16 protein-coding genes and 1 tRNA gene are annotated in these 12,019 nt (G+C 38.7%); 6 read left to right on the forward strand and 11 right to left on the reverse strand.

Annotation, left to right across the window (positions count from 1 at the left end; all coding sequences use genetic code 11):
* Positions 1–126 precede the first annotated feature (126 nt).
* The 6 genes from ruvX to DV63_RS17480 form a co-directional block, all read right to left on the reverse strand.
* Complete coding sequence (gene ruvX, locus DV63_RS17460; protein ID WP_000599221.1) at positions 127–531, reverse strand: Holliday junction resolvase RuvX; 405 nt, start codon at positions 529–531, stop codon at positions 127–129.
* Positions 528–1,328, reverse strand: a complete 801-nt coding sequence (gene dprA, locus DV63_RS17465) for a DNA-processing protein DprA (protein ID WP_000840074.1) — start codon at positions 1,326–1,328, stop codon at positions 528–530. The genes ruvX and dprA overlap by 4 nt, the downstream gene beginning before the upstream one ends.
* 11 nt (positions 1,329–1,339) lie before the next feature.
* Positions 1,340–1,573: a cell division topological specificity factor MinE gene (gene minE, locus DV63_RS17470; protein WP_000051425.1), complete on the reverse strand. Its 234-nt coding sequence runs from the start codon at positions 1,571–1,573 to the stop codon at positions 1,340–1,342.
* Positions 1,570–2,376 (reverse strand): septum site-determining protein MinD, encoded by an 807-nt coding sequence (minD, locus tag DV63_RS17475; RefSeq protein ID WP_001019092.1) that lies wholly within the window; start codon positions 2,374–2,376, stop codon positions 1,570–1,572. Before minD ends, minE begins: the two co-directional genes overlap by 4 nt.
* A 23-nt stretch (positions 2,377–2,399) precedes the next feature.
* Positions 2,400–3,392: a ketol-acid reductoisomerase gene (gene ilvC, locus DV63_RS0209620; protein ID WP_001207543.1), complete on the reverse strand. Its 993-nt coding sequence runs from the start codon at positions 3,390–3,392 to the stop codon at positions 2,400–2,402.
* A gap of 87 nt (positions 3,393–3,479) precedes the next feature.
* Positions 3,480–3,556 (reverse strand) — tRNA-Arg (locus DV63_RS17480).
* Between the two features lie 84 nt (positions 3,557–3,640).
* Between DV63_RS17480 and DV63_RS17485 the strand changes: the two genes are divergently transcribed.
* Both DV63_RS17485 and DV63_RS17490 read left to right on the forward strand, forming a co-directional pair.
* Complete coding sequence (locus DV63_RS17485) at positions 3,641–4,423, forward strand: NAD+ synthase (protein ID WP_001168219.1); 783 nt, start codon at positions 3,641–3,643, stop codon at positions 4,421–4,423.
* A complete protein-coding gene (locus DV63_RS17490) occupies positions 4,420–5,358 on the forward strand; it encodes a tetraacyldisaccharide 4'-kinase (protein WP_000833866.1) in 939 nt (312 codons plus the stop codon). The genes DV63_RS17485 and DV63_RS17490 overlap by 4 nt, the downstream gene beginning before the upstream one ends.
* On the opposite strand, the gene pseH is transcribed toward DV63_RS17490, so the two are convergent.
* The 4 genes from pseH to flgH are packed head-to-tail and all read right to left on the reverse strand — an operon-like array spanning position 5,291 to position 8,107.
* Positions 5,291–5,833, reverse strand: coding sequence for a UDP-4-amino-4,6-dideoxy-N-acetyl-beta-L-altrosamine N-acetyltransferase (pseH, locus tag DV63_RS17495; RefSeq protein ID WP_000742667.1), 543 nt, complete (start codon positions 5,831–5,833; stop codon positions 5,291–5,293). The genes DV63_RS17490 and pseH overlap by 68 nt on opposite strands.
* Complete coding sequence (locus tag DV63_RS17500) at positions 5,830–6,702, reverse strand: hypothetical protein (protein ID WP_001144439.1); 873 nt, start codon at positions 6,700–6,702, stop codon at positions 5,830–5,832. The genes pseH and DV63_RS17500 overlap by 4 nt, the downstream gene beginning before the upstream one ends.
* Positions 6,693–7,376 (reverse strand): pseudaminic acid cytidylyltransferase, encoded by a 684-nt coding sequence (pseF, locus tag DV63_RS17505; RefSeq protein ID WP_001201342.1) that lies wholly within the window; start codon positions 7,374–7,376, stop codon positions 6,693–6,695. Before pseF ends, DV63_RS17500 begins: the two co-directional genes overlap by 10 nt.
* A 17-nt stretch (positions 7,377–7,393) precedes the next feature.
* Positions 7,394–8,107, reverse strand: a complete 714-nt coding sequence (gene flgH / locus DV63_RS17510; RefSeq protein ID WP_000709982.1) for a flagellar basal body L-ring protein FlgH — start codon at positions 8,105–8,107, stop codon at positions 7,394–7,396.
* A gap of 129 nt (positions 8,108–8,236) precedes the next feature.
* On the opposite strand from flgH, the gene DV63_RS17515 reads away from it, so the two are divergent.
* On the forward strand, positions 8,237–8,974 hold the full coding sequence (locus DV63_RS17515) for an outer membrane protein (protein WP_017179713.1): 738 nt from the start codon (positions 8,237–8,239) through the stop codon (positions 8,972–8,974).
* An 8-nt stretch (positions 8,975–8,982) separates the two neighbouring features.
* Here DV63_RS17515 and DV63_RS17520 read toward each other — a convergent pair whose 3' ends face one another.
* Positions 8,983–9,525, reverse strand: a complete 543-nt coding sequence (locus DV63_RS17520) for a phospholipase D-like domain-containing protein (RefSeq protein WP_000932494.1) — start codon at positions 9,523–9,525, stop codon at positions 8,983–8,985.
* 141 nt (positions 9,526–9,666) lie between these two features.
* On the opposite strand from DV63_RS17520, the gene DV63_RS17525 reads away from it, so the two are divergent.
* From DV63_RS17525 to tatA, 3 genes are all read left to right on the forward strand, one after another.
* Complete coding sequence (locus DV63_RS17525) at positions 9,667–11,094, forward strand: hypothetical protein (RefSeq protein ID WP_020982510.1); 1,428 nt, start codon at positions 9,667–9,669, stop codon at positions 11,092–11,094.
* Positions 11,087–11,707: a guanylate kinase gene (gene gmk / locus DV63_RS17530; RefSeq protein WP_000551229.1), complete on the forward strand. Its 621-nt coding sequence runs from the start codon at positions 11,087–11,089 to the stop codon at positions 11,705–11,707. The genes DV63_RS17525 and gmk overlap by 8 nt, the downstream gene beginning before the upstream one ends.
* Positions 11,708–11,777: 70 nt before the next feature.
* On the forward strand, positions 11,778–12,017 hold the full coding sequence (gene tatA / locus DV63_RS17535; protein ID WP_000508606.1) for a twin-arginine translocase TatA/TatE family subunit: 240 nt from the start codon (positions 11,778–11,780) through the stop codon (positions 12,015–12,017).
* Positions 12,018–12,019: the final 2 nt, after the last annotated feature.

Genomic DNA, 12,019 nt, shown 5'->3' on the forward strand with positions numbered 1-12,019 from the left:
CCCCCCCCAATCAACACACAACACAAACACAAAACCCTAAAAATGGCTTTTTTGAAATTTTCCAGCATGACGCTTCTCCCTTTATTAAAAAACTTAGACTTTATTATAATCAAATTACAATCAGATCTAATGGTTTTTCAAAACCTGCTGGCAATAGCGCTCTAAGATCCTGCAAGCGCTCAAAGAGTCTAACCGGCCGTCTTTAATAGCGAGCCGCTTGTTTTTCCTACCCAAATGCTCTAAATTTTCATAGGCTTCTATGCTGGATCTGTCTTCATTAATAAAAACGATTTCGCCCTTAAAATCCACAAGCTTGATAAAATGCTCAATGCGCACATTCGTGTCCGCATAGCTTTCATTGGGCTTGCCCACCACTAGCACTTGAATGTTTTTTTCCCTCAACAAATCGCTCAAATCCCTAGAGGCCTGATTCCTGTTGCGGCGTAAAATCGCTTCTAAGGGTAAAATAACGCCGTTTAAAAGCATGGCTATGCCAATGCGTTTTAACCCCACATCGCATGCCAAAATCACGCTAACACCACGATATGATTGATACGTTTAATCTTACCCAACAGTTCGTATTCTAAAAGCTTATCCCCAAATTTGAGATACGCTTCTTCATAGCTAGGGTTTTTCGCGCAATATTCTAAAAATTCATCTTTCATTTCAGGCATTTCTTTTAAATGGTAGTCTTTTAAAAGGGTGTTTATAAAATTTTGAATATTAAATATCCCTTGAGCCTGCCCTTTTTCTAAAAGCTCATTAGTGCCATCGCTCTCATTCAAGCGCTGGGGTAAAACAAATAAGGGCTTTTGGTATTTTTGGGCTAATCTCGCGCTGCTCATAGAGCCGCTTTTTAAATCCGCTTGGGGGATAATCACCGCATCGCTTAAAGCGATCACCAGGCGGTTTCTGGCTAAAAAAGAGCCTTTAATAGGCATAAAATCCTTTTCATATTCGCTTAAAATCAAGCCGTTTTGCGCGATTTCTTGGATCACTTTATGGTTGTTCGTGGGATAAATAAAATCCAAACTGCAAGGCGAAAGCATGATCGTTTTTGGTAAGGCGTTTTCTTGAGCGATAATATCCACGCCTAACGCTCCTCCGCTCACAATAACCGCGCCATTTTTAGCAAGCTCTCTGGCTAGAGTGATGGTGTGCTGCTTGCTATAAGGGGTGGGTCTTCTTGTGCCGATAATAGCCACTTTTAAAGGCGCATCTAAAAGCTTTATATCGCCCACACAATAGAGCTTTTTAGGGGGGTCTTTGAGAATGTCAAAGGCTTTAGGGATATTCTCTAGCGCGCTGTATGGGAAATTGCTTTTCATTCGTTGATTAACTATTTAGGCAGTATGATCTCCACTTCAATCGTTTCCACGCTTTGATTGCTGTCAAGAGTTTTGAAATGGATGTCTGAAGATTTAGTGTATTTTTGAATAACGGCAATGATTTCTTTACGCATCTCTTCCATGTAGGGTAAATTTAAAGTGCGCTCTTTGGCTAAAATCAATTTCAATCGATCTGTCGCGGTAGTCGCGCTCCCTTTGTTTTTAAAAAAATCAAACAAACTCATGAAAATATCCCTTTTAACGCGCTAAAAAAGCCTCTTTTAGCCTTAAACTCCATGTATTCCACTTCTTCGCCTAAAATCCTTCTGGTGATGCGTTGGTAAGCCTTCGCACTCTCGCAATCCGTGCGAATCACCGGCTCGCCCTTATTGGTCGCTGAAATAATATGGTGATCTTCTGGAATGATCCCAATTAAAGGCAGGCATAAAATCTTAAGCACTTCTTCTATGGAAATCATCTCGCCATTGGCCACTAATTCAGGTTTTAAGCGATTGATTATCAAATGCTTATGCACTTCTTCGCCCCTTTTGGCCCGATTGGACTTTGCGTCAATAATGCCAACCACTCTGTCGCTATCTCTTAAGGAACTCACTTCAGGCGTTACCACCACTAACGCCATGTCCGCATGCAAAATCGCATGCTCAAAACCGCTTTCAATCCCAGCCGGAGAGTCAATCAAAATATAGTCAAAATCCGCCCTTAAAGCGTTGATTAAAATCGCTACTTTTTCCCTATCTAAAATATTTTTATCCTTGCTTTGTGAAGCCGCTAAAAAAGAAAGGTTTTTAGTCTTTTTATCCGTGATCAAAGCCTGCGAAAGGTTGCAATTTTTTTCCATCACATCCACCACATCATAAACAATGCGATTTTCTAAGCCTAAAATCATATCCAAGTTCCTAAGGCCTATGTCAAAATCAACCGCTACGACTTTTTTACCGCTCTCAGCCAAGCCGATCGCTAAATTAGCCGTGGTGGTGCTTTTGCCCACGCCCCCCTTACCTGAAGTGATAGTAACTACTATTGCCATACGATTCCTTTTAATTTAATGATTTATTTTTTATGATTGAATGGGGCGCGTAAAATTTCCCCAATTTGTTCTATTTTAGTTCCTTTAAGGGCTTTCCTCTCTGTGTTTAATCTGGGGTAATTCAAGCTCTTTTCTAGTAAAAAATCTTTAGCGAATGAGCCGTTTTGAATCTTTTTTAAGATTTTTTGCATGCGTTTTTCTAACAGATTTCCCATAGGCTCTCTATTTTTAATCGCCCCGAATTCAGCGGTGTTAGAAATGTGTTTCCTTAAGCCCTCCACCCCCTTATAATGCAATAAATCCGCCACCAATTTCACTTCATGCACGCATTCAAAATAGGCTAATTCTTCAGGGTATCCTGCCTTAATTAAAGTTTCAAACCCCATTCTCACAATCGCTTCTAACCCCCCGCACAAAACCGCTTGCTCGCCAAATAAATCGCTCTCGCATTCTTCTTTAAAGCTCGTTTCTAAAACCCCCATTCTCCCTCCGCCCATCGCTTTGGCATAGCTTAAAGCCACCGCTTTAGCGTTATTTTTTGAGTTTTCTTGCTCTATGGCGATCAAATGGTATAAGCCCCTATTTTTAAGGTATTCTTCTCTTAAAGCGCTCCCAGGCCCTTTTGGCGCGACTAAAATCGCACCCACGCCTTTTGGAAGAACAACCTGATTGAAATGCACGCTAAAACCATGGGCAAAGCCCACAATTTGCCCCTCTTTTAAAAAAGGGATCACTTCTTTTTCCAACATTTCCTTATGCAATTCGTCCGGAAGTAACGCCATGATCACATCAGAATTTTGGACTAGCTCCTTGACTTCTAGCACCTCAAAGCCCTCTGCCTTTGCTTTTGAAGCGCTCAAACTCCCTTGATACAAGCCAATACGCGCTTTTACTTTAGAGTCCCTCAAATTGAGCGCTTGGGCTTCTCCTTGCGCGCCATAGCCAATAATGCCCACTTGTAAGGATTGGATAACGCCTAAATCAATGTCTTTATCATAATAAATGGGTAATGCCACAATCAAATCTCCTAGCGTGTTTAAGCAAGTATTTATTTTACCATAATGGGAGCGATAATGTTTAAAAACATGCAGAATATTAAGAAATGGTGTGCTCGGAGGGATTCAAACCCCCGACCTACAGGACCGCAACCTGTTGCTCTATTCAGCTGAGCTACGAGCACTTTTAAAGAAGTGAAACGACGATTATAGCAAGAAAAGCTAATTTTTCACTTAAACGATGCGTTTTTTCTATTATAATTTAAGGCATGCAAAAAGATTACCAAAAACTCATCGCTTATTTATGCGATTTTTTAGAAAAAGAAGCGCAAAAACGGGGCTTTAAAAAAGTCGTTTACGGGCTGAGTGGGGGGCTAGATAGCGCGGTCGTTGGGGTGCTGTGTCAAAAAGTTTTTAAAGAAAACGCTCATGCCCTTTTAATGCCCTCTTCAGTTTCTATGCCAGAAAATAAAACAGACGCCCTAAATTTGTGCGAAACATTTTCTATCCCTTATACAGAATATTCTATCGCTCCCTATGACGCTATCTTTGGCTCTCATTTTAAAGACGCAAGCCTTACTAGAAAGGGGAATTTTTGCGCAAGATTGCGCATGGCTTTTTTATACGACTATTCTTTAAAAAGCGATTCTTTAGTCATTGGCACGAGCAATAAAAGCGAAAGAATGCTAGGCTATGGCACTTTATTTGGGGATTTGGCGTGCGCGATTAACCCGATTGGGGAATTATTCAAAACCGAAGTTTATGAACTCGCTCGCCATTTAAATATCCCTAAAAAGATTTTAAATAAGCCCCCTAGCGCGGATTTATTTGTGGGGCAAAGCGATGAAAAAGATTTGGGCTATCCTTATAGCGTGATCGATCCTTTATTGAAGGATATTGAAGCGTTGTTCAAAAACAAGCCCATTGATGCAGAAACGCTCGCTCATCTGGGCTATGATCGCGCTCTAATCAAAAACATCATAAGCCGTATCCAAAAAAACGCTTTTAAATTAGAATTACCCACCATTGCCAAACAATTTAACCCCAAATGAAAAGCGATAAACCCTTTTTAGAACGCTATTTTTATGACCCCACTTTTTTGCAAAAGGGGTTGATTTTCGCGCTTTATCCTTTTTCTTTAATCTATCAAGGCATCGCCACCCTTAAACGAAAAATGGCTAAAAAGCATGATTTTAAAATCCCCCTTATCAGCGTAGGCAATTTGATCGCTGGGGGAAGCGGTAAAACGCCCTTTATTTTAGAAACCGCTCCAAGATACCAAGAAGTGGCGGTTGTCTCTAGGGGGTATAAACGGGATTCTAAAGGCTTAGTGGTGGTGAGCGTTAAAGGAAACATTTTAGTTTCTCAACAAACAGCGGGCGATGAATCCTATCTTTTAGCCTTAAATTTAAAACAAGCGAGCGTGATTGTGAGCGAAAAAAGAGAGCTAGGCGTTTTAAAAGCCCTTGAATTGGGGGCAAAGATCGTGTTTTTAGACGATGGTTTTAGGTTTAATTTCAACCAATTCAATTTGCTTTTAAAGCCTAAAATCCCCCCCTACTACCCTTTTTGTTTGCCCAGCGGGTTGTATAGAGAAAGCATCAAAAGCTATAAAGAAGCCCATTTAGTCATTACAGAAGATAAGGATTATCAAAGAATCACCTCTATTTCTCGCCCCACCAAACGCATGCTTTTAGTAACGGCTATCGCTAATCCTAGCAGGCTTGATGCGTTTTTACCCAAAGAAGTAATTAAAAAATTGTATTTTAGAGACCATGCCCTTTTTGATTTGGAGCTTTTAGAAAAAGAGTTTCATCAAAATAACGCCACTTCCTTATTGGTTACTCCAAAAGATCTCGTCAAATTACAAGATTGCAATTTGCCCTTAAGCGTATTGGATTTAAAACTAGAAATTGATCCTAAAATTTTAGAGCGGATTGATCATTATATCCTTTCTTATCCTTGTAATACAAAAGAACGTCTATAAATTCCTTTTCTTTAGAGATAAAGCCTTTCAAACGCCCCTCTAACTCATAATGGTTTTTTTCATAAAAAGCGATCGCTTTGAAATTGTTTTCCATCACTTCTAAGTGCAAAGAATTTAATTGGAACTCTTCAAAAGCGATGCGTTCTAAGGCTTTTAAAATAATCTCTCCCCCATTTTTCAAAAAAGGGTTTTTATAAATCCCCAAATACCCATGCTTATGAAAAAAATTGATTTTAGTGATAGAGCCAACCCCTAAATAAACGCCCTCTTCTTTAAACAAAAAATAGCGGTGGTTGGGCGAGTTTTTTAAATCTTCTATGAATTGCAAATGCGTTTTTAAAGAAATGAAAGCGCTATACATCCATAAGGCCGTGTTTGGGTGGTTACGAAATTCTAAAACCAACAACTTTTCTTCATCGTTTAAATGGGTGAAATCAATCGCTTGGGTATTTCCATAAGAATAATTTTTTTTCAAATTTCTAAAAACTCCCTTAATGCGCCCTCTAGCTCACTCCCAAAGGCCAGGTTTTTTGCCCAGGCTTGATTTTTTTGAATTTGTAATTTTTCAAAATCTTTAGCTAAAGTTTTTAAACTCGTTTGTTTGAAGATGCCTGAATTTTCAAATTCTTGGCTTTGAATGATTTGATTAGAGGCAATGGGAATGATAAGAGAGGGCGTTTGAGAAAGGGCTAATTCATAGAGGGTTTGGCCTGCAGCGCTAATAGCGCAAGCGCAAAATTTCATCAAAGAACTGAACTCCAAAGGGTTTAAATGGCTGTAATAATGCGTGTTTTTTGGAGGATTTTTAGGAGCATAAGGTGAAATGATATGCAAATGCATGCTTTTATTTTCTAAAATTTTGACTATCTCTTTGAGTATTTTTTGCTCGCTCCCCCCTAGAGTGACTAGCATTTCTTTATTTTCTGTATTGATGGGGCGCTCATAGACAAAGCGAACATCAACAGGGTAAAAACCCACCCCCAAATAATACTGATAATCTTTTGATAAATAATGGTAGTGTTTTAAAGCGTTCAGCGTGAAATTTAGGATCTTGGTGTTTTTAGGGTAAAACCCCTTAGCATGCTCTTTATCTTCTATGGCCATAAGGCTTTTAGCTTTTTCTTTTAAAAGATAAAAATCCTTTGAATTTAAACGATAGCTGTCCGTAATCAAAAAATCATCATTGCCAATGCTATCTAAAAAAGCGCTTATATTATTTTGCTTGTGTGAATAAAGACCCGCTTTAACCCCTAATTTTTCTATAAAAGAAAGGATTTTTTCACAACGCCTCACATGCCCTAAACCGCTTGTTAAAAAACAATCGCACAGAATTTTTACTGGCATGCGTTTTTCAAACGGCTGTATTTGAGCTTGGCTAATTCTAAATCTTCTAAAGTGTCAATATCTTGGACTTCTAAGGGCGATAATTCTAAAGCGATAGAATTTTGACCAAAAATAGGCCGCATTTCTTTGAAGGCTTGAGCTTTCCCCATATACAGCAATCCTGCGTCATGATAGAGCGTTTTTAAATCTTGCGTGCGCGTGTTTAAATGCTCTTTAAAAGCCATTTGAACGCCGTTTTCAAGGCTAAAAGAACGATAGGGCGAAGCGCTAAAGGGAGAGCATGTGAAAACATAATCCGTATTTTCTTTTAAAATCTCAAAAGCATTTTTTAAATGCTTTTCTTGTAAAAGCGCTGAAGTGCCATACAAGCAACACGCAACATCTTCATCTTTTAATTCTAATTCTTTCATGTGATAGGCCATCACCTCTAAAGTCGTGGCTCTATCGTCCGCTAAAACTTTAGGGCGCAAATTCAAAAAACTCGCCCCATAATTTTTAGCTAAATGAACATACTCCATGCTATCGCTAGAGATAAACACCTTTTCAAAAAGCTTGGAATTTAGCGCCGCTTCAATAGGGTAAGCGAGCATGGGTTTATTGAAAAAATCAATAATATTTTTATTCTTAATCCTTTTACTGGAACTTCTGGCTAAAACAATAGCGATCGCTCTCATGCTAGGCTTTGCTCTTTTCAATAAGGCATTTGGGTTTCCATCGCATCAGCAGCGAATTTCTTCTTATTGGAATCGCTCAAATGCCCTAAATTCGTGTATTCAATCTTAGCGTCAGCCAAAAACTTGGATTGGATGGTGTTATTCCTTTCAATATCATAAGGGCGGATCACCCCACTCACCTTAAGGATTTGCTTTTCCCCATCCACTAGTACTTCCTTATTCCCATAGATGAAATAATTCCCGTTTTCTAGCACTTTAATGATTCGAGCGCTCAACACAATCTCTAAATCTTCACTCTTTTTTTGCGAGCCACCGCCTTTAAAATTCGTGTTATTGCTGGATTTGGTGAAATTGTAATTATTTTTATCGTCTAAATACTGCGCTTCCTGTTTCTTTCTTGCATCTAGCCCGTTATAAGTGAGTCTTGGAGGCGTGGAATTACCCCCTGAAGCGCTTTTATAATCTTTAGAGCTGGAATAATTCGCGCTCGCTTTTTCAGAAACAATGATTGTGATCAAATCGTTAGGCTTCATCGCCCTCCTGTCCGCAAATAAGGGGCGCTCGCCCTGCCCAAACAAACTCCCCAACTTGTTCAATTCAGGGATAAATTCTTTAGAGGGGGTTTCTTCTACATAATTGGGAGGGTTAAAATCAATTTTTGGCTCATTGGCTGATGCTATGCTGAATGCAACGCTAAACGCAACAGCCCCTAAATAAAGCGCTTTTTTCATCCACTAGCCTTACTTGAGTTATTTTAAGCTTTGAATTATACTCTCTTATAAGGAATAAATGCTTAATTTTGAGTAAGTTGTTGTAAAATTTAGATCTTTATAATGAAACTTAACTTGCAGGAGATACAATTGAGAACCTTGTTAAAAATGTTAGTTGGCGCAAGCTTGCTAACACACGCCTTAGTAGCTAAAGAAGAAAGCGCAGCGCCTTCTTGGACAAAAAATTTGTATATGGGAGTCAATTACCAAACAGGGTCTATCAATTTAATGACTAATATCCATGAAGTTAGAGAAGTGACTAACTATCAAACCGGTTACACCAATATTATGACTAGCGTTAATAGCGTTAAAAAGCTCACCAACATGGGATCTAATGGGATTGGATTAGTCATGGGCTATAACCACTTTTTTCATCCGGATAAAATCTTGGGCTTGCGCTATTTTGCTTTTTTAGATTGGCAAGGCTATGGCATGAGATACCCTAAAGGCTATTATGGCGGCAATAACATGATCACTTATGGCGTGGGCGTGGATGCGGTGTGGAATTTCTTCCAAGGGAGTTTCTATCAAGATGACATTAGCGTGGATATTGGCGTTTTTGGGGGGATTGCGATTGCGGGGAATAGCTGGTATATTGGCAATAAAGGGCAGGAATTGTTAGGCATCACTAACAGCAGTGCGGTTGATAACACCTCTTTTCAATTCCTCTTTAACTTTGGTCTCAAGGCTTTATTTGTAGATGAACATGAATTTGAAATCGGGTTTAAATTCCCCACCATTAATAACAAATACTACACCACTGACGCGCTCAAGGTTCAAATGCGTAGGGTCTTTGCCTTTTATGTGGGGTATAATTACCACTTCTAAAAGGGCTTTTAAAACCCAACGCAACTTTCTAACATCTTTTGATAGTAACTCTTGGCTTTGAGGATAATCTCTGTGTCATCGGTTTTTAAAAGCACTTCGTAATTGTTTTCAAAAGCGTTTTTGCTCCAATTCGCTGAGCCTAAAAACACGATCTTATCATCAATGATCGCTACTTTTTGGTGCATGATGCCGTAATAATTCCCGTTTTTAGCCTTAAGCCCTTTTAATAAGCACACTTTCGTGTTAGGGTATTTGTCCAAATAGCCAATAGTGGATTGCTTGTTATTGTGATTGCTTTCATAATCATAAATGATTTGCACCTTAATCCCCCTACTCGCTACGCTTTTAATCGCTCTTGCAATATCTCTGTGCGTGAAACTATAGATAGCGATTTTCACGCTCTCTCTGGCGTTACTGATGCCAGAAACTAAAGAATTGAGAGCGTCTCTTTGCTCATAAGGCAAGACAAATAAGCTGTTTTTAGCTTGCAAAACCCCTAAACAGCCCACTAACACACCCACGCCAACGATTTTTTTAAATTTGTTTAACATCAAATGATCCTTATTTTAAATTACACTCATGATAAAAACAACCAACCAAGTGGATTTTTGATTATAATAAAAGATTTAAAAAAAGCGATAAAAATGGATAGGCTTAAAGAAGCGTTTCTTATCAAATAAGGAGTCCCTAAAATGAAAATGATTCTATTCAACCAAAACCCCATGATCACAAAGTTGCTTGAGAGTGTTTCTAAGAAATTAGAATTGTCTGTGGAAAATTTTAACCACTATCAAGAGTTATCCGCACGCCTTAAAGAAGATCTAGAATGGGTTTTGATAGCCGATGATGAATGTTTGGAAAAACTAGACCAAGTGGATTGGCTAGAATTAAAAGAAACCATCTCTCAAAGTAAAAACAGCGTGTGCATGTATAAAAAAGGCAATGAAGCGCAACCTTTCTTGGAAGGCTTTGAGATGAAAATCCAAAAACCTTTTTTACCCACTGAAATGTTGAAAATCCTTCAAAAAAAGCTTGGTTCTAACGCAAGCGAGCTAGAGCCTAGCCAAAATTTAGACCCCACTCAAGAAGTTTTAGAAACCAATTGGGACGAATTAGAAAATTTAGGCGATTTAGAAGCCCTAGCCAAAGAAGAGCCTAACAATGAAGAGCAATTGCTCCCCACTTTAAACGATCAAGAAGAAAAAGAAGAGGTTAAAGAAACTCCAAAAGAAGAAGAAAAACCTAAAGAAGAAACGCAAGAGGGTGAAACCCCAAAAAGTGAAGAAGTTTCTAAAGAGTTGGAAACGCAAGAAGAAGTTAAAGAAGAAACGCAAGAAGAGTCAATCAAAGAACAAGAGCCAATCAAAGAACAAGAGCCAATCAAAGAACAAGAGCCAATCAAAGAACAAGAACCAATCAAAGAACAAGAACCAATCAAAGAACAAGAGCCAATCAAAGAAGAAACGCAAGAAATTAAAGAGGAAAAACAAGAAAAAACACAAGATTCCCCAAGCGTGCAAGAATTAGAGGCCATGCAAGAATTAGTCAAAGAAATCCAAGAAAACTCTAACGGCCAAGAGAATAAAGAAGAAACCCAAGAAAAAACAGAAACACCGCAAGAAACACCGCAAGATGTAGAAATCCCACAAGAAAAAACCCAAGAAAAAACAGAAACACCGCAAGAAACACCGCAAGATGTAGAAACCCCACAAGAAAAAACCCAAGAAAAAACAGAAACACCGCAAGATGTAGAAACACCACAAGCACAAGAAAAAGAAACCCAAGAAGACCATTACGAAAACATTGAAGACATTCCTGAGCCGGTGATGGCTAAGGCGATGGGGGAAGAATTGCCTTTTTTGAATGAAGCCATTGCAAAAACTCCCAATAATGAGAACGACACAGAAACCCCTAAAGAGAGCGTTATAAAAACCTCACAAGAAAAAGAAGAAAGCACAGAAACCCCCAAAGAAAGCGATAAAACTTCTAGCCCCCTAGAATTGCACTTGAATTTGCAAGATTTATTAAAAAGTCTCAATCAAGAGTCCTTAAAAAGCCTTTTAGAAAACAAGATCTTAAGCATTAAAATCACTTTAGAGGATAAAAAACCTAATGCATAATGATTTTAATTTACTCATCCTTTCAGGCCCTAGCGGAGCGGGTAAAAGCACCCTTACCAAGTATTTGCAAGAAAAAATCCCAAAAACCCATTTTTCCCTTTCCACCACCACACGAAAACCCAGAGAGGGCGAAGTTGATGGCTTGCATTACAATTTTGTCAGCGAAGAAGAATTCAAACAAGGCATAGAAAAAGGGCAGTTTTTAGAATGGGCGATCGTGCATAACCACTATTATGGCACTTCTAAAATCCCTGTAGAAAAAGCCTTAAAAGAGGGCAAAATCGTCATTTTTGATATTGATGTGCAAGGGCATGAGATCCTTAAAAAGCATTACCCTAACGCATGCTCTGTGTTTATTAGCACCAAAAACCAAGAGATTTTAAAAGAGCGCTTGCTTTTAAGGGGGACGGATTCTAAAGAAACGATAGAAAAGCGCTTGATCAACGCTTATAAAGAAATGCAGTGCTTGGAAAGCTTTGATTATCTTATCATCAATGAAGATTTAGAAAAATCCAAAGAGATCATCTTAAGCATCGCAAAAACTTTAGTCCATCGCTTAAAAGCGTTTAATTTTGAAAAAATATGCAAGGCCTGGAAAAACGAATCCTTATAAAACCTATCAATTATTTTTTAAAAAAGCTATAATTCAAGAAAAAACCAACCAATAGTTTAAGGAGTAGAATATGGGCGGATTCACAAGTGTATGGCATTGGGTCATTGTTTTATTAGTGATTGTGTTGTTATTTGGGGCTAAAAAGATCCCAGAGTTGGCTAAGGGTTTAGGCAGTGGGATTAAGAATTTCAAAAAAGCCGTGAAAGACGATGAAGAAGAGGCTAAAAACGAGCCAAAAACCCTAGACGCTCAGGCAACGCAAACCAAAGTGCATGAAACTAGCGAGATCAAAAGCAAACAAGAAAGTTGAAC

The organism is Helicobacter pylori FD535 (assembly GCF_000296015.2).
GTDB lineage: Bacteria > Campylobacterota > Campylobacteria > Campylobacterales > Helicobacteraceae > Helicobacter > Helicobacter pylori_CT.

Bases quoted from the DNA above. Each gene is read 5' to 3' on its own strand.
- dprA (WP_000840074.1), bottom strand. From the start codon at position 1,328: ATGAAAAGCAATTTCCCATACAGCGCGCTAGAGAATATCCCTAAAGCC.
- minE (WP_000051425.1), bottom strand. From the start codon at position 1,573: ATGAGTTTGTTTGATTTTTTTAAAAACAAAGGGAGCGCGACTACCGCG.
- minD (WP_001019092.1), bottom strand. From the start codon at position 2,376: ATGGCAATAGTAGTTACTATCACTTCAGGTAAGGGGGGCGTGGGCAAA.
- DV63_RS17485 (WP_001168219.1), top strand. From the start codon at position 3,641: ATGCAAAAAGATTACCAAAAACTCATCGCTTATTTATGCGATTTTTTA.
- DV63_RS17490 (WP_000833866.1), top strand. From the start codon at position 4,420: ATGAAAAGCGATAAACCCTTTTTAGAACGCTATTTTTATGACCCCACT.
- DV63_RS17500 (WP_001144439.1), bottom strand. From the start codon at position 6,702: ATGCCAGTAAAAATTCTGTGCGATTGTTTTTTAACAAGCGGTTTAGGG.
- pseF (WP_001201342.1), bottom strand. From the start codon at position 7,376: ATGAGAGCGATCGCTATTGTTTTAGCCAGAAGTTCCAGTAAAAGGATT.
- flgH (WP_000709982.1), bottom strand. From the start codon at position 8,107: ATGAAAAAAGCGCTTTATTTAGGGGCTGTTGCGTTTAGCGTTGCATTC.
- DV63_RS17520 (WP_000932494.1), bottom strand. From the start codon at position 9,525: ATGTTAAACAAATTTAAAAAAATCGTTGGCGTGGGTGTGTTAGTGGGC.
- DV63_RS17525 (WP_020982510.1), top strand. From the start codon at position 9,667: ATGAAAATGATTCTATTCAACCAAAACCCCATGATCACAAAGTTGCTT.
- gmk (WP_000551229.1), top strand. From the start codon at position 11,087: ATGCATAATGATTTTAATTTACTCATCCTTTCAGGCCCTAGCGGAGCG.
- tatA (WP_000508606.1), top strand. From the start codon at position 11,778: ATGGGCGGATTCACAAGTGTATGGCATTGGGTCATTGTTTTATTAGTG.